Source organism: Olleya namhaensis (genome assembly GCF_900114005.1).
In the GTDB taxonomy this organism is placed as follows: Bacteria; Bacteroidota; Bacteroidia; order Flavobacteriales; family Flavobacteriaceae; genus Olleya; species Olleya namhaensis.
This window is the reverse complement of the sequence record NZ_FORM01000001.1, coordinates 52,981-70,240: the sequence shown is the minus strand read 5'-3', so window position 1 is coordinate 70,240 and position 17,260 is coordinate 52,981. Positions and strand designations below refer to the sequence as shown.

At 32.1% G+C, this 17,260-nt stretch carries 12 protein-coding genes; 4 read left to right on the top strand and 8 right to left on the bottom strand.

Annotated features, from left to right (window positions below; all coding sequences use genetic code 11):
• Positions 1–159: 159 nt before the first annotated feature.
• Positions 160–900 (top strand): PDDEXK family nuclease, encoded by a 741-nt coding sequence (locus tag BMZ09_RS00270; protein ID WP_090836439.1) that lies wholly within the window; start codon positions 160–162, stop codon positions 898–900.
• Positions 873–1,880, top strand: coding sequence for a DNA double-strand break repair nuclease NurA (locus BMZ09_RS00265; RefSeq protein ID WP_090836437.1), 1,008 nt, complete (start codon positions 873–875; stop codon positions 1,878–1,880). Before BMZ09_RS00270 ends, BMZ09_RS00265 begins: the two co-directional genes overlap by 28 nt.
• Here the strand turns inward: BMZ09_RS00265 and BMZ09_RS00260 are convergent.
• The 6 genes from BMZ09_RS00260 to BMZ09_RS00235 all read right to left on the bottom strand — a co-directional run bounded on the left by BMZ09_RS00260 (position 1,877) and on the right by BMZ09_RS00235 (position 11,540).
• On the bottom strand, positions 1,877–2,740 hold the full coding sequence (locus tag BMZ09_RS00260) for a hypothetical protein (RefSeq protein WP_090836435.1): 864 nt from the start codon (positions 2,738–2,740) through the stop codon (positions 1,877–1,879). The two genes, BMZ09_RS00265 and BMZ09_RS00260, sit on opposite strands and share 4 nt — an antisense overlap.
• Positions 2,740–4,923 (bottom strand): AAA family ATPase, encoded by a 2,184-nt coding sequence (locus BMZ09_RS00255; RefSeq protein ID WP_090836433.1) that lies wholly within the window; start codon positions 4,921–4,923, stop codon positions 2,740–2,742. Before BMZ09_RS00255 ends, BMZ09_RS00260 begins: the two co-directional genes overlap by 1 nt.
• Positions 4,916–5,146: a hypothetical protein gene (locus BMZ09_RS00250; RefSeq protein WP_090836431.1), complete on the bottom strand. Its 231-nt coding sequence runs from the start codon at positions 5,144–5,146 to the stop codon at positions 4,916–4,918. The genes BMZ09_RS00255 and BMZ09_RS00250 overlap by 8 nt, the downstream gene beginning before the upstream one ends.
• Positions 5,146–6,726 carry an ATP-binding protein gene (locus BMZ09_RS00245; protein WP_090836429.1) on the bottom strand — a complete coding sequence of 527 codons (1,581 nt, stop codon included), beginning with the start codon at positions 6,724–6,726 and terminating at the stop codon, positions 5,146–5,148. Before BMZ09_RS00245 ends, BMZ09_RS00250 begins: the two co-directional genes overlap by 1 nt.
• Positions 6,727–6,852: 126 nt before the next feature.
• Entirely contained in the window at positions 6,853–9,708 is a 2,856-nt protein-coding gene (polA, locus tag BMZ09_RS00240) for a DNA polymerase I (protein WP_090836427.1), read from the bottom strand.
• Between the two features lie 158 nt (positions 9,709–9,866).
• On the bottom strand, positions 9,867–11,540 hold the full coding sequence (locus BMZ09_RS00235) for an MFS transporter (RefSeq protein ID WP_090836425.1): 1,674 nt from the start codon (positions 11,538–11,540) through the stop codon (positions 9,867–9,869).
• A 174-nt stretch (positions 11,541–11,714) separates the two neighbouring features.
• Here BMZ09_RS00235 and BMZ09_RS00230 point away from each other — a divergent pair, with 174 nt between their 5' ends.
• Positions 11,715–12,944: a metallophosphoesterase gene (locus BMZ09_RS00230; protein ID WP_090836422.1), complete on the top strand. Its 1,230-nt coding sequence runs from the start codon at positions 11,715–11,717 to the stop codon at positions 12,942–12,944.
• Between the two features lie 53 nt (positions 12,945–12,997).
• Positions 12,998–13,294 carry a thioredoxin family protein gene (locus BMZ09_RS00225; RefSeq protein ID WP_090836420.1) on the top strand — a complete coding sequence of 99 codons (297 nt, stop codon included), beginning with the start codon at positions 12,998–13,000 and terminating at the stop codon, positions 13,292–13,294.
• On the opposite strand, the gene BMZ09_RS00220 is transcribed toward BMZ09_RS00225, so the two are convergent.
• Together BMZ09_RS00220 and BMZ09_RS00215 are read right to left on the bottom strand one after the other, a co-directional pair.
• Positions 13,291–13,917 (bottom strand): polysaccharide deacetylase family protein, encoded by a 627-nt coding sequence (locus tag BMZ09_RS00220; protein WP_090836417.1) that lies wholly within the window; start codon positions 13,915–13,917, stop codon positions 13,291–13,293. The two genes, BMZ09_RS00225 and BMZ09_RS00220, sit on opposite strands and share 4 nt — an antisense overlap.
• Complete coding sequence (locus tag BMZ09_RS00215) at positions 13,918–17,226, bottom strand: glycosyltransferase family 117 protein (RefSeq protein ID WP_090836415.1); 3,309 nt, start codon at positions 17,224–17,226, stop codon at positions 13,918–13,920.
• Between the last annotated feature and the right edge of the window lie 34 nt (positions 17,227–17,260).

Sequence of the window (17,260 nt, the reverse complement as noted above, 5' to 3'; positions counted from 1 at the left end):
AGCGTCCAAATATATGAATACATTTTTGAATTATTACTTTTTATATTAATTATTATTGTTTTGTTCTGGGTAAATTAATAATGATTAAATATGATGTTAGTTGATTATTATTTTGCGATATTGACTCTTATATGATAATTAGCAAAAATAAATTAATGAATGAATAGAGCGGTTCAAATTATAATTAATGAAATCAATAATCTAATAGGAAATAGAGATATTAAAGAGATAATTAACCTTGAAAAAGATAATATTTATAATAAATCAGCAGTTCCGTTAATAATAAAAAATTATATTAACAATAATTCTTCTTACAATCTAGATGTTCTGAAAGATTATAATATTGTTGTGAAATTTATTTCGGTTGATTCAAAATATACTTGTTTTGAGCCTATGTCGTTTTCTTCTACATCACTTTATAATGTTCTTTTTGAGAATTGGCATAGTCCCGAGGTGCTAGAAAGAGCTTCATTAAGAAATCAATTAAATTACAGTTATCTTTTTGTCCCTATTGTAAAAATAAAAAAAAGAGGAATTTATAATAATTTTGATGATTGGAAAATTGGTGATTTTGCTTTCTGGGAGCCAAATAGTGTTGAATTAAATATGATTGGTGAAGAATGGGGTCAAGCTAAAGAAATAATACAAAAAGGTGTAATTTTGAAAAAGGTTGAATATGGTAAATCATTTAGGAATACTAATAACTTGCTAAAACAATCGGAGACTAATTTTATACATTTAAGACCACATGCTAAGAATAGTTTTGATTATGATTTGCCATATTCAAAGTTTACAAATGGTGCTGTTGAAATAACCAAGCAATCTTTTTGGCTAAACAAAAAATTTATTAATCAGTTATTAGAAAAGTATAAATGGAAAACGATTTTAAAGGAAGGGTAATTTTTTCTGACAATTACAAAACGACTATTGACTCTATAAAGTTAATTAACAATTCAGTTACCAGTCGAGCAGCTATCATTAAATCTAATAAAGAAACACTTGATCTGACAAATAATTCAGATATTAGAATTATTAGCGGTTATGAAAAAAACACAGAAATTCTAAGAGAAAATTTAAAGCAATCTGATATTCTGTGTGCATATGATGAATCTATTTTAGAACTTAATTCTTTAGAGGGGAAGGTTCGATGTACTGTTCATAATTCAGTTATACAAAATAAAGAAGAGTATATACCTGCTGCTTATGTAACATTAAAATTTTTCACTAAATCTAATATTATCTCTGGAAAAGCAACTGAGTTTTCGGATATAATCAGGTCTGATGACATAGCGTCCGATTTAGCAAAAGAATATGTGAAAGAACGTGCATTCTTTTTATCTAAAGCTGCTCCTTCTAATTCATTGATTTTTATTGATGGTTCTATGTTTTCTGGAGCTTCAACCAGTGGGAATTTTGTGTTAATTGATTATTTGCTTTCTAAGGATTGTCGACCTGTTTTTTTTGTAAAAAATAGTGAAAGCACAATAATAACAGAACGATTTGATTTTGCAAAAGGATATAATTCTGATTTACATTGGGCTTATGTAAATTTAAAACCAGGTAATGTATCTCCAGTTTTTGCATACACCTCTAAGGAAGGTCGAAGTAAAGCAATGTGCTTTATAAAAGTTTTTGAAAACAGAAGTCCGGTTAGAATTGAATTTCCTTTAAAAGCATTTGAAGAAGGTTGGTATGGTGATGATGTATTTGATTTGATTTACTATCAATATCTGGCTAACGGTAGCTCAAATAACATGCAACCGAGAATCATTCAAGTTTCAGAAATGTATGCTAGAGAGATTTTAAAATCTACCAATTTGTATAAAGAAATTGAAAAAATGGGGTTAACTAAAAGTATGAATGAAGAGCGAGGATTTTAACCCTTTAGCTCCTCTCTTATATATTTATTTATATCTTCATTCATTTCACCTAATTCAATCGGCATTCTAAAAGATAATTCCATCAAAGCATCGTAAAATAAATCGTTTATCATTATCCTTTGTTCTCCTTCGTATTTATCTAAGATTAAATCTAATAGAAATTTAGCATTTTTTCTCTTAGTTAAATCTAAATAATATTGATATTTCCCTTTCTTAAAATGTAATAATGTTTTAGGTAAATCCACATTGTTAGTAATAAATTTTCTAAAAACAGAATCTTTACCAGTTTTCCATCCAATTTCCTTACCAAGGTTAATTTCGTTTTTCTTCATTTCTTTTTCAATAGAAATGAAAAAATTATGATAATCTTTTAATTTTTCTTGGGACAGTGCTTCTGTATTAAAACAACTTCCAATATTATCTGCTCCAAAAAGTAAAAGAAAAATACACCAAACTTTCTCTTGACTTTTAAGGTTTAGTTTTTTTTCTTGAATAAAATTATTAGCGTCATAAGCAATCAAACCATTTCTAAAATTCAAATTATTCATTGAGTAGAATTCAAAAATCCCATTAACGCCAATAAAGACTTTATCACTATTAATTGAGTTTCCCTTTATTATATATTTATAATCAAAACATTCCTTTAGAGCCTCATTATCTAGGTACTTTAGTTCATCTATGGATATTGAGCTTTTTAGCATTAATTCATTTAAATATTTGTTGTTCCTTTTTAAACTCATTAAGGTTTTAAGTACATCTAATGATATTTCATCATCAAAATAAAATAATTCTTTAGCTTTTAAATTTTCCAGAAAAACTTCAGAGGTTTTTTCGTGCAATTTAGTTAGTAATTCTTCCATTAATAATCAATAATTTTAATTCCATTAGAATTAGGTCTAGTAAAAACAGCTAATACTAATCTGTTTTGAGTTTCAAGTTTTTTAATTGATTCAATTACTTTGTCTAATGCATTTTGAGCCATGTTTCCAATTTCATCTAATAACACAACAACATATTTTCCTTCTACATTTTCTATCCTTTGTTTAAGGTAATTAGCACTAGCTAAACCAGTAGAAACATCATCCTTTTTTATAATTAAATCATCACTGCAATGGAATTCCTGCTTTACCATATCATAAAATTTTAGTTCTACAAATTCCCCATCTTTCCTCAATAATTTATTATCCATAGAATATGCAATAATTTTTCCAGCTATTTCTATAAATCGAATATCTTCAGTTTTTTTAAATTTAGATAAATCACCATTTTCAATATTAGAAATCAATGTTTTAAAATTTGAAGTATTAGTAATGATAGTTCTAACTATTCTCGAGAATGTTTTAATTTTATTTTTTTGTTCATCATTGTATTTTGATGGATTTTTAGCGTTTTCTTTATCATAAGTTATATCAGTGATTCTTTTTTCTATTTCTAAATCTTTTTTTGTTTTTTCAAGTTTCTCGATTTCTTTTTTAGTGTTAGATATTGATGAAGATAAATTATCCGATAAATCATTATTAGAAATTTTTTCCTTAACATTATATTCTAAGTTTGAAATCTTATCTAAAGAGTCAAATTTACTCAAATCATCAATGTTCAATTCTTTAGCACAAACTCCTCGGGTTATTTCAACGTTAGAATTTACTCTTTTTAACTTGTCTTTTGCTTCTTTTAATTTTGCTTCTAATTCATAATATTCACTGTCAGTATCATTAACAAGTTTTTTTTTGCTCTCTTTTACCCAAGCGTTATGACTCCTGTAGTATTGTGCAAACAAACCTTTTAAGGGTTTTAATTCATCTCTAAAGAATTTTTTTATTGAATCATAGTCTTTAATTTTGTGTTCTTTAATAATAACTTCAAGTTGGGTTTTAAGTACAGAAGAATCAACTGTTGTAGCTGTTTTTAAAAGATAGTCAATGTCGTTATCTATTAAATTTTCTAATAATGTGATAAATTGTGTATAAGAATGATTAATAACGTATGATTTGTCGCTTTTCTTCTCATTGATAAACATTAATACCTCATTCTTAATATGTTCAACACTTTTAATGTATTTATCTTGAACAACTACATAATCATCAGATAAAATTATTTCTTTTATTTCTGTTTCTTTTATACAGTCATAGTGTTTAGCATTTGTTTTGTTTTCTGTAATTAGTTCAACTATTTCATTATCTGAGTTTATAAAGTTAATTAGTTTTGATATTAACATTCTAAAATCTCTTTCTACATTAGTTAAACCTAAAGCAATCTGTTTTATTTTAAGTTCATCTTTCTTTTCTATTTTTATAGGTTTTTTTAAAGCTTTAAAAGCTTTTGTTCTTTTTACAACCTCAGTGTCGCTTAGAAATTTAATTTTCAAATAAGAACTTAGCTGCCTTAGGTTTGATAACTTGTTTAGTTCTTTTAATATGATTATTTTAGAGTTTAGTTTATTCTCCTTAAGTTCAATTTCATTTTTATATTTTAAAGATTTTTCTCTGAGAGAGATTATTTTTTCTTCATTTCGAACACTATCAAATTCCTTTATTATATCATTTAAATTTCTTGATATTTTATTGAATTTTAACATTAGGTTTTCATTCCAAACTCCTAAATCTTTTATTACAGCATTTAGTCTTTCACTTGGGTTTGTAGGCACATCGTAAATTATAGACAAATCCTTATGTAGCATGTTGTGGCTAATTGGTGCGCCATTGTCAATCTGAACTAGTTTTCCTCTACCTTTCTCTTTAGTTAATGTTAGTTTTTTATTATCAGGCAAATCTAAATCTATAGTGTAGTCTAAATTATAAGCATCTTGATCATCATATCTTGAAATAGACTCCTTAATTGATGGTAATATTCTATCTCTATCAAGCTTTTCTGCATTTAGTGCATAGGCAATAAGATTCAGAATAAAAGTTTTGCCATAACTATTGTCAGCAGTTATTTCAAAAATTTTCTTATCAGAATTTATTATAGGATCTAAAATTTCTTTATGAGGAGTATAGTTTGTTTTTTCACCTATAATCTCTAAATTATACTTTAAATTATTCATCTTTTAGAGTGTTTTTTGCAACAATCTCAGTGCTAATATTATCAGTTAGTAAGCTTTTTATCATGTCTTCATTGTTTATGTCCTCTACATCAGCTAAAAATAAATCTTTTAAAAGATTTATAATAGTACTATCATCGGTAGTCTCATGAAAATCGTCATTTAATAATTCGAAAATTTCTTTCTTATATTCGTTTTCTTTATTGTAAATGTTGTCTTTATTCATTATAATACTCCTGATTTAGATAATGGAAATTTAGCAAGTTTAAGTTGAGGTAAGCCATGTATGTTTGTTACACAGTAGCCAGCTTTCATAGACTGAATATCTTCTGAGCTAATCCCATTGATTTTTTTATTAAACTCATCTGTTTTAAACATCAATTTAGTGTTAATAACAGAGGTTAAGCCGCCTGGAATATCGTTAATGTTTTGTGATGAAAAAACAACTCCAATTTTCTTGCTTCTACCAACTCTACAAATTGTATCTAAATCACCTAGTGCATTTTTTGATGCTGATGATTTATAAAACTGATGAACTTCATCTATGATAATTAGAATAGGAATATCATTATTATTTTCTGTTTTTTCTTTTACTATCCTATTTAATAAGTACCTAAGAACTATGGAGCCAAATTCTATACTTCTTGCAACATCTATAACGGTCATTTTACCTTCTTGTAAAATATCACTTGCATCAATCTCTGATCCATTTTCATTTTCGAAATATTTATTTGCGCTCTTTAGCCTTCCAATCATTGCATTATATGTAGAAGGGTTAAGAGTTGTTGTTCCTTCTCTTCCAGCAATATCAAGTGTGTTATAATTATTATCTTGTTCTCTTGATGTTTCTAATAAGTCTAAGAAACCTGAATATCTTCCTGTTGGATAATATTTTTGCCAATACCTAAATATATCAGGTAAAGCCTGTGAAGCTAATTCTGTAAGGTTTTCCACAATCCCTAATAAGGCTTCAGGGTCTATTTTGGTTGCATTTAATGTAATTGCTTTGCAGTTTCCAGTAACTCCTTGGCTTGTTAACTGCTTTATATTTTCATGAGCACTGTAAAGGATTTCATAATTATTAATGCCTTCTGCTTGTTTTCCTAACGCCTCCCATTCTCTTTTTACCTCAGTACTATTGATATTTGATGCTTGATTCATTTTTAGGAAATCAACATCTTTTACATTAATAGCAAGTACACATCCATATCTGTTAATATCATCTGACGTAATTTTGTTCTCAACAAAATGCTGCGCTAAGTATTTTGTAGCAACAGTTTTACCGGAACCTGTTTTACCCGTAATTTGAATTTGATGCCAATAAACATCTTCAGGAATTCTAATTTTTACAGGTTTTTTATCTACGTCATTAATTTTTTGACATCTTGAGCTATGAATAGTTGCTGGAAATATATACGGTCCATTATTATTTTCAGAATCGGTAGCTTTTAAAATTTCTTCTTCGTTTGAAAGTCTTGCTATCGCTTGTGGTTTTATGTAGTCAACAAGGCCATCCTCTCTTTCAACTATATCATAAATTCTATGCGCAGTTATTTTATTCTTACATTCCCTGTCTGCTTCTTGTAGACCTAAATCTAAATCGGCAAGTAAAGGGCTAGGAGAATAAATTTCAGTTTGTTCACTTTCTTCGACTCTTAAAACAAATTTTCTATCATCGTCCAAATCTCCATTAAGACTCATGTCTACAGTAAGATAACTACCTTTTGGTAAAAGTCCAGAATTGGAGCTTTTTTTTGATGTTAGTACAATTTTTCCAGATTTTTCATACAGTACAATCCAATTCATGTTGTTTAAATATTTAATTTATTAATTTTATGAAATAATTGTTTAAACATAAAATTAGTTAAAGGCAATAAAGATATTTAAAATAAATAGTTTTTTTTTACGGATTTCCGTAATCAGCTTAAATTTCTAATGCGCCTCCAACCAATTCAAACCAGTATCCAATTCCACATCCAAAGGCACTTCCATTTTAAAGGCCTGTTCCATTTCGGTTTTAATCAATGTTTTCATTTCCTCTAATTCAGGTTTAAAGACATCAAAAACCAATTCATCATGTACTTGTAGTAGCATTTTGGTTTTATAATTACCAGCTTCTAGTTTGTTATAGATGTTAATCATGGCAATTTTAATAATATCTGCAGCACTACCTTGTATTGGTGCATTAACCGCATTACGCTCTGCAGCTCCACGGACAATAGCGTTAGCACTATTAATATCTTTGAGATAACGTCTACGATCTAAAACGGTTTTTACATACCCATTATCACGCGCAAACTCGACTTGAGCGCTCATGTATTTTTTAAGCTTTGGGTAGGTTTCGTAATAGGTGTCAATAAGCTCTTTGGCTTCACCACGCGATAAATCGGTTTGGTTACTTAATCCAAAAGCAGACACACCATATACAATCCCGAAGTTTACGGTTTTGGCATTACTACGTTGGTCTCTGGTCACTTCTTCTAAAGGCACATTAAAGACTTTAGAAGCGGTAGAGGCGTGAATATCTTCTCCGTTTTTAAAGGCTTCAATCATGGTTTCCTCTTCACTTAACGCAGCAATAATACGCAGTTCTATTTGGCTATAATCGGCAGCTAATAAAATGTAGTCGTCATTACGTGGTATAAAGGCTTTACGCACTTGACGTCCACGTTCTGTACGTATCGGGATATTCTGTAAGTTAGGATTGTTACTACTTAAACGTCCTGTAGCAGCAACGGTTTGCATATAGTCTGTGTGTACACGACCTGTTGCTTCTTCCACCTGAAGTGGTAAAGCATCCACATACGTACTTTTTAGTTTTGCTAATCCACGGTATTCTAAGATGTTTCTAATAATCTCGTGCTCTTTTGCTAAAGCAGATAAGATATCTTCTCCCGTTTTATATTGCCCTGTTTTGGTCTTTTTAGGCTTGTCTACCAGTTTTAATTTTTCAAAAAGGATGATTCCTAATTGTTTTGGAGAGGCAATATTAAATTCTTCGCCAGCAACGTCGTAAATTTTAGCAACTAAGGTGTCTATGTCTGTGTTTAAATCTTCAGACAAGCTGTTTAAAAAGTCTACATCTAGATTGATACCTTCCAGTTCCATTGCAGCTAATACGCGTAGTAATGGCACTTCAATATCTGTGAATAATTTTTTGGTGTTGGCTTCTCCTAATTCTTTTTCAAAATGTTCTTTTAATTGTAAGGTAATATCAGAATCTTCAACCGCATATTCTGTTTGTTTCTCCAACGGAACATCGCGCATGGATAATTGATTCTTTCCTTTTTTACCAATCAATTCTGTGATAGAAATTGGCGTATAGTTTAAGTACGTTTCTGCCAAAATATCCATATTGTGACGCATGTCCGGATTAATTAAATAATGCGCTAACATGGTGTCAAATAATGGTCCTCTAACTTGTAGGTTATATTTGGCTAGTACTTTAATATCGTATTTTAAATTCTGTCCTATTTTCTGAATGGTTTGGTCTTCAAAAAATGGTCGTAACGTTTCGATTATGGCTTGCGCTTCCGTTTGGTCCTCAGGAAACGGTAGGTAAAAGCCTTTACCAGTTTCCCATGAAAATGCAATCCCAACCAATTCTGCTATTAATGGGTTTAAACCTGTGGTTTCGGTATCAAAACACACAGACGTTTGGCTCATTAAGTTTTTAATAAATAATGTGGTTGCCATTCCTGGTGCGACGCTTTGGTAAAAGTGGCTGTTGGTTGCGGCTGTTTTGCGTGCAAAGCTATCGTCTGTTGTTGTCGCTGTCGCGGAACTTGGGTCGCCTCCAAACAAATTGAATTGACCTGCTCCAGCACTTTCTGCTTCTTTAGGTGTGACTTTTGGTGCCTTTTTCTCTGAAGGTTCGCCGTTTGCAATAGCTGTTGCTTCTGCTCCGGAAGTAAATGTTTTTGTAAAATTATCTATTAGTCTTCTAAATTCTAACTCTTGAAAAATCTCGACTACTTTTGGGATGTCCGGTTGGTCTAACTCAAAATCCTTAGCGTTAAAAGTCACGGGTACATCTAGCATAATAGTCGCTAGTTTTTTAGATAGTAAGCCTAGCTCTTTATTGGCTTCAATCTTTTCTTTCATTTTACCTTTTAGCTCGTGTGTATTATCTAAAAGATTTTCCATACTACCGTAAGCAGCTAAAAACTTTTTGGCTGTTTTTTCTCCAACCCCTGGTAAACCCGGAATATTATCACTGGCATCTCCCATCATTCCTAAAAAGTCAATGACTTGTAATGGATCTGTAACTTCAAATTTTTTCTGTACTTCTGGGATTCCCCAAGTTTCATATCCGCCACCAAACATTGGGCGATACATAAATATGTTTTCGCTTACTAATTGTGCAAAATCTTTATCTGGTGTGACCATAAAGGTTTGGTAACCTTCTTTTTCGGCTTGTTTTGCTAGCGTACCAATAACATCATCGGCTTCAAAACCTGCTTTTACCATAATAGGAATATGCATGGCTTTTAAAATCTCTTGGATAATAGGGACTGCAATTTTTATGGCTTCCGGTGTTTCGTCACGATTGGCTTTATAAGCTTCAAACATTTCGACTCTGTCCGCACTTCCTCCTTTATCAAAACAAACGGCTAAATGATCTGGTCTTTCGCGTTTAATGACGTCTAAAAGTGAATTCATAAATCCCATAACCGCAGACGTATCGACGCCTTTAGAATTGATTCTTGGGTTTTTTATAAAGGCATAATAGCCACGAAAAATTAAGGCAAAAGCATCTACTAGAAATACACGTTTGTTATCTGACATAATTGGAATTTTGATAGAATACCAAAACTACAAAACTTAACGCAGGTTTGCTTTAAAATTTATTAACATCTCAGCATAAAAAAAAGGAACAAATAAGACGGTGCTTTTTGTTCCTTTTAAAAAGAGGTGTGTTTTTTTAATATGTTGTATTGTAGTTGTTAATACGTCACGCCTTGTTTGTCTAATACACTTTTTGTGCGGAAGGCATAAAATAGTAAATATCCAAAGCATAAAGCAGCGACTATATAAGACGGTTGTATGCCAAAAACATCAGCTAATTTACCTTGTAATGGCGGTATGATGGCACCACCTAAAATCATCATGATTAAAAAAGCAGACCCTTGAGAGGTATACTTCCCTAAACCTGCAATACTTAATGTAAAGATGCATGGCCACATGATAGAACAGAATAAACCACCAGATAAAAAGGCAAATAAAGCGACATTACCAGTTGATGATAATCCTATAATCATGGCTAATACACCTAGTAAACTGAATATTTTAAGTGTTTTTACAGCGTTGTCTTTTGCTAAAAAGAATCCTCCGATTTGTACCGCTACACAGATCGCGAAAAACAATATCTCGTTAGTAGAAAATATAGTTCCGGCAAGTCTATTTGCAGAAAGGACTACCGCTAAAGCCACATAAGGCACGATAATTAGTAGCCATTTTTTTAGTCCTTTACTTGGATTAAATACTGTAATGGCGCCTACCCAACGACCAATCATTAATCCACCCCAATATAATGAGATAAAAGGCGCAATTTGGGCATCGTTTAATGTTGGTAAGCCTAGTGTGTTTAAATTGGTGTCGCCCACTGCACGTTTAAGAAGCTCTCCTAAATTACTTCCAACCGTAACTTCTACACCTACGTAAGTAAATATAGCTAGCATCCCCAATACTAATTGTGGGTACTTCATGGCACCCCAACCTTCTGGTTTTTTTGAAGAACTTGAATAAGCAAACAGTAAAGCACCTACCACAGCAGCTAATGCGATGATTAATAACGTTAGTCTTGTGTGTTCTAAGCTTTCTGAGGCGGTTTCTCCTCCTGTATAAGTACTAAAAATGTATCCAAAACAACCCATGATTATTATGGTTAATACAATTAGTAAGTTTTTAGCTTTATTAGCAGGCTCAAAAGCAGTGTCTGATTTTAAAGCGGGTAGTTTTTTTGAAAAATGAAATAGGGCAGCAGCTAATAAAAACAACAGTCCAACGCCCAAATACAGCATTTGGATGGTTATTAATGTAATCTCGTTATCGTTAATTTTTTGAGCTAACTCTTGCGTCGACCAATGTGTAGATCCAAATATTATAAAACTGACTACAATTGGTCCTATTGTAGTCCCTAAAGAATTGATTCCTCCTGCTAAATTAAGTCTGTGCGATCCTGTTTTTGGATCACCTAAAGCAATAGCGAATGGGTTTGCAGCAGTTTGTTGTAACGAAAATCCTAAGCCAACAATAAATAAGGCTATTAAAATTAAGTAAAACACACTAGTTTGACCTTGTTCTGCACCAGATGTTGATGGGTACATAAAAAAGGCGCCAATAGCTGATAATAGCAAACCGTAAATAATACCGTTTTTATATCCCCAATTATTAAGGATGTCTTTTCTTAAAGTATTGGATATTATAAACAACAATAGCGCACCAATATAATAGGCTCCAAAAAAAGCAAAATCTACTAGTTGAGACTGGAATTGATCAATATTAAAATATGTTTTACAAAACGGAATAAAGACTCCGTTGGAAGCAGCTATAAATCCCCAGAAAAAGAAGACCGTTACTAAAGTAGTTAAAGCAGATTTGTTGTTTTGGTTATTCATTTAGTTAGTTTTAATTAGGCTAAATATAGTTATAAATGTTATTTGGATAACAAAAAGTAAAATCGATTTATCAGGTAGCTTTAGTAAATAGATTGTTTTTAGCTAGTTAACGTTTAACAATATAATAAGATATTTAAGTTTTGAAAGGGTTAGTTTTGAAGATTAAATTAGACTATGATTCGTTATCTTATTATTGCCATTATATATATTGTATTTACTGTTTACGGCTATCAAGCTATAAAAACAGTGTTTAAATCACCTTGGATACATTACCTGTTTTTTACTATTGCTTTTTTAGTAGCAGCTAATACGGTGTATCAATTTTCTACACCAGGAGTCGGTCGTGTAGTCTCTGGAGGACGCGGTTATGCTATTGGATTTATGTTAGCCTATTTGTCTTTAAATTTAGTGATTGTACCACTTCTAATTGGAGAGGATATTATTCGTGGTTTTATTGGACTGTATGATCGGTTTTTTATTACACGAGAGACGTTTGCTATACCATCTAGACGTAAGTTTATTAGTCAAGTGGCCTTAGGTTTGGCAGCTATCCCGTTTACTAGTTTGCTTTACGGAATGTATAAAGGACGCTACAACTATAAGGTTTTAAATTATACGCTTTACTTTGAAGATTTGCCAGATACCTTTGATGGTTATCGATTAACACATATTAGTGATATCCACGCGGGGAGTTTTGATAATAAAGAGAAAATAAATTATGCGGTTGATTTGGTTAATGAGCAAAAAGGAGATGTGATTTTGTTTACTGGAGATTTAGTTAATAATAAAGCTTCAGAAATGTATGATTGGAAAGATACCTTTTCTAAACTGTCTGCTAAAGACGGTGTGTTCTCTGTTTTAGGAAACCATGATTATGGGGATTATGTAGAGTGGAATTCCGCTAAGGAAAAAAAGGATAATTTAGATGAATTGATTACCATCCAAAAAGATATGGGTTTTGATATCTTATTAAATGAAAACCGTTACATCGAAAAAGAAGGGAAACGATTGGCTTTAATTGGTGTTGAAAACTGGGGTAAAGGCGGTTTTAAGAAGTCTGGAGATTTGGATAAAGCATCGTCTAATATTACAGCTGACGATTTTAAAATATTAATGTCTCATGATCCATCACATTGGGATGAGAAAGTTATCGCACACGATTACCATTATCATTTAACACTAAGTGGTCATACACATGGTATGCAGTTTGGGATAGAAATCCCGGGTTGGATTAAATGGAGTCCAATTAAATGGCGTTATAAGCATTGGGCAGGAATCTATAAAGAAAAAGGGCAATACATTAACGTTAACAGAGGTTTTGGTTATTTAGCCTACCCTGGACGTGTAGGAATTTGGCCAGAAATAACCGTAATAGAACTTAAAAAAGGTAAGCAAATTGCTTAATTAAATCTAAATGTTATATTTTAGTAACTAAGTTTTAACTAAACTGATATCAAATGTCAAAATTTGGAGAATTAATAGATGTCGAAATTCCTGTACTGTTCGATTTTTTTACAGAGTGGAATGAACCGTCTAAAGCCATGCATGCAGTGCTACGTGATGTAGCAGCAGCGCTTGGTGACAAAGCAAAAGTAATTAAGATAGATGTTGAGAAAAATCAAGAGCTATCTGAGGCTTTGCGTGTCAAAGGTTTACCAACCTTAATTATTTATAAAAATGGTGAAATGAAATGGCGCCAAAGTGGAGAGCAAGATGCTAATACCTTAATTGGTATTGTACAGCAATTTGTTTAAAGCGATTTAAAGGTGTACCCTTTTTTGCTAAAGTAATCTAAAACTTTAGGTAATGTGTATTGCATATTTTTTGATGCTTTTACACTGTCATGAAACACAACAATACTTCCAGATGTAGCATGTTTTATTACGTTTTTAAGACATTGCTCTTGTGTAACCTTGACTTCCCAATCATAAGACAAAACACTCCACATAACAATCTTATATCCTTTACTAAGTAATTGTTTTGCTTGACTTCCTTTTATTTTTCCAAATGGTGGACGGAACAGCCCATTACTATTAGGTGCAATGACTTGTTGTGCTTTTAATGTGTTATCAATATAGCGGTCCGTATGTGTATGCCATCCTTTTAAATGATTAAATGTATGGTTGCCAATAACGTGACCTGCGTTGGCAACAGACTTAAAAATATCAGGATATTTTGTTACATTTTCTCCAATACAGAAAAAGGTAGCCTTAGCATCATATTGTGCTAAGGTGTCCAATGTCCATTGTGTGATTTCTGGAGTTGGTCCATCATCAAACGTTAAGTATAATGTTTTGTCCAAAGACGCCTTGTTCCAAATGTATTTTGGAAAAAGGCGTTGGATTAATTTTGGTGTTTTTGCAGGAAAAACAGGCATTTATTCGCTTTTTAAGACCGTGTCTAGCTGTTGTAGTAAATCTTTGTCCGTACGGATTGGATTTGTTTCAACTTCAGGCGCACTGTCATAGTATTGTTTAAATAACTCTAGGTAGTTTGTAAACGTCATAGACTCTTCTTTAGCAAACGGTCTATCATATTGTACTAAAACATCAACTAAGGCTTTATAACGCTCGATATCTGTTAGTATTTCTGTAAAGTTATTGTCTTGATTGTCCTTGGTTAAAGTGCTGTAGTATTTTAAGTTTTCTTGATACTTAATAGAAACGTCTTTAAACAATTGTCGCGCTTTTTCTTGATTGCCAACTTCGTAGTAAGCACTAATATAAGGTTCTAGAAGCGTGTAAAAACCATACTTGTCTACAGGCATGTTTTTCATAGCAATATCTGCTATTTCTTCAGCTTTGTCTAATTGTTCTTCGTTAATCAATTCTTGAATTAAACGCGCTAGATTACCTCTGTATGTAATAGAGTTACGTCTAGTTTCTGTATCATGGTAAATATTGTCGCTACCACTATTACCCCAATCCCAATTAACAACTTTATCATACATAAACTCCGTGTCTAAGCGTCCCATGTCAAATGGATTTGCTCTAGCAACAGCAGTTTTTATAGGTACTAATGTGTAGACCATGGCATCTAACTGTAAATAGTCTTTCATCCAAATGTAGTCTTCATCACTAAACGCACCACCAGTAAAATGGATTGGACGCTCCCAATTATTAGTGGCAACAATGTCTAACATTAATAGTCTGTTTTTTGTAATGGCATTGCTAGAAATATTGACATCTAAATAAGGTTCAATTAAATCAGCATCTTTTGCTTTTACAACACCACTAGCTAAAGCAGCATTTTTGTCCACAGGAATTCTAATGTTTTCCACAGGGAAGTAATTAGAGTTTAAGTATTGCTCAGGATAGTTGCTGCCTGCGTCTCCTTCTTGTTGAAGCGCATATTTTAGCTTCGTTTTAGCATCTTCACTAGATACAAAATTCATAAACGTACGGATGTCTAATGTGTCTTTAGAACGGATACGTTTTATAAGATAATCTCTAGTCCCGTGTTTGTATTTGTCATGGGTTAATGTTGATGGTATCGGATCACTTTTGTATGCTTTACGCTTCATTTGATCGATGTACCAATCGGTTTGAAATAAACTAGTGTTTACAACTCTAACATCAGTACGATAATTCTCAATTTCTTGCGCGTACCATAAGGCAAAGGTGTCATTATCTCCAATGGTAAATAGTATTCCGTTTTCCCCACAAGAATCTAAATACTTTTTAGCCATAGCTAAAGCAGTATACTTTCCTGATCTATCATGGTCATCCCAGTTTTGAGACGCTAATATTGTTGGTACTAATAATAGACATATTAAAGAGACTGCTGGTGCTAGTACTTTTGATGGTACGTGTTTTTTAAGTAGATCAAAAATAGCGTAAACCCCTAACCCAATCCAAAGCGCAAAGACATAGAAGGATCCTACTACAGAGTAATCACGTTCTCGAGGTTCAAAAGGTCTAACATTGGTGTACACTTGAATGGCTAATCCTGTAAATAGGAAAAACACTAAAGTGACCCAAAATAATTTTTTGTCTTTATTAAATAGAAAAAACAAACCTAATAGTCCTAGAATTAAAGGTAAGAAATAGTACGTGTTACGTCCTTTGTTTTGTGCAACGTCCGTAGGTAGATTGTCTTGAGACTGCCCTAAATGCCACTCGTCAATTGGTTTGATACCACTAATCCAGTTTCCGTGTTGGTCATAGCGTCCTTGCAGGTCATCTTGACGCCCTGAGAAATTCCACATAAAATAACGCCAATACATATACCCTAATTGGTATTCAAATAAATATTGAATATTACTTGCTAAAGATGGCTTTTCAATATTAAGGACCGTTCCAAATTGCTTTAAAAAGTCATTATAATCTTCATAATCTATTCGGCCTTGAGCCACATCATTTTTAAAATCAAGGATAGATTTTTCTAAACGTGCTTCGCCTTGGTATTCGGGTTTTATGCTAAAGTCTAAATAGCCAGTAAATAATAGGTAGTTTTCTGCATTTTCGCCACTCCACATTCTTGGTAAAAATGCAGCTTGTTCAGAATTGTAATTCTGTTTTGCATTTTTATATTGGTTTACAATAATATAAGTACCGTTGACTTCGTCCTTTTCATATTTAGGTTTATCGTCTACGTACGGATTGTTTTCATCTAAACCAGTATATTGTTCTGTAAATAAAGGTCCGTAAAACAAATGTGTTTCTGGATACTGTTCTAAATTGTAATAGGCTAATAATTCTCTAGCACTAGAAGGGTTGTTTTCGTTAATAACAACATTAGCGTTAGCTCTAATAGGTAGCATTAACCATGTAGATGATCCAATAAGTACAAAAAGTAAACAAAGGATACCTGTATTATAAGCATATAATTTTTTAGTGTTTGTGTACTTTAAACCATAATAAAAGGCTGCAACCAATAGTATACCAGCAATAATAGAACCGGAGTTAAAAGGCAGTCCTACTTGATTAACAAAAAACAACTCTAAAGCACTAAAGTATCTAAGGACATTAGGAAACATTAATTTAAAAACGAATAATAATACGGCTACCGATACGATATTGGCAATTATAAAGTTTTTAACGGTTACGGTCTTATAGTTTTTAAAGAAGTAAATTAATCCGATGGCTGGAATAGTTAATAATCCCATAAAGTGAATACCAAAAGATAGACCAACTACAAAAGCAATTAAAATTAGCCAACGGTTACCTCTAGGTTTGTGCATGTCCTTTTCCCAACGTAACCCTAAATAGAACATTACGGTCATAATTAAAGTGGCCATAGCATAAACTTCAGTTTCGACTGCATTAAACCAGAATGAATCTGTGAAGGCGAATGCTAAACTTCCTACAAAAGCACTTCCTAAAATAGCAAATTGTTGTCCTTTTTCAAGTTTTTCTGGCTGTCCAACTATTTTTTCTAATAATAATACAATAGTCCAGAACATAAATAAAATGGCAAAAGCACTAGAGACTGCACTCATCATATTCATTAAAAAACCGATCTGAGAAGGGTCTAAAGCAAACACGGAAAACACTGCGCCTAGCATTTGAAATAGAGGTGCTCCTGGTGGGTGACCAACTTGTAGTTTGGAAGATGTTAATATATATTCTCCAGCATCCCAGTAACTTACTGTAGGCTCTACGGTAAGTGTGTAGGTGATTAAAGCAATTAAAAAAGCGAACCAACTTAGTATTAAGTTCCATTTTTTAAAGTTGAAAGACATCATAAAGTATCGGTTTGTTTTGTGTTGCGAATTTAGT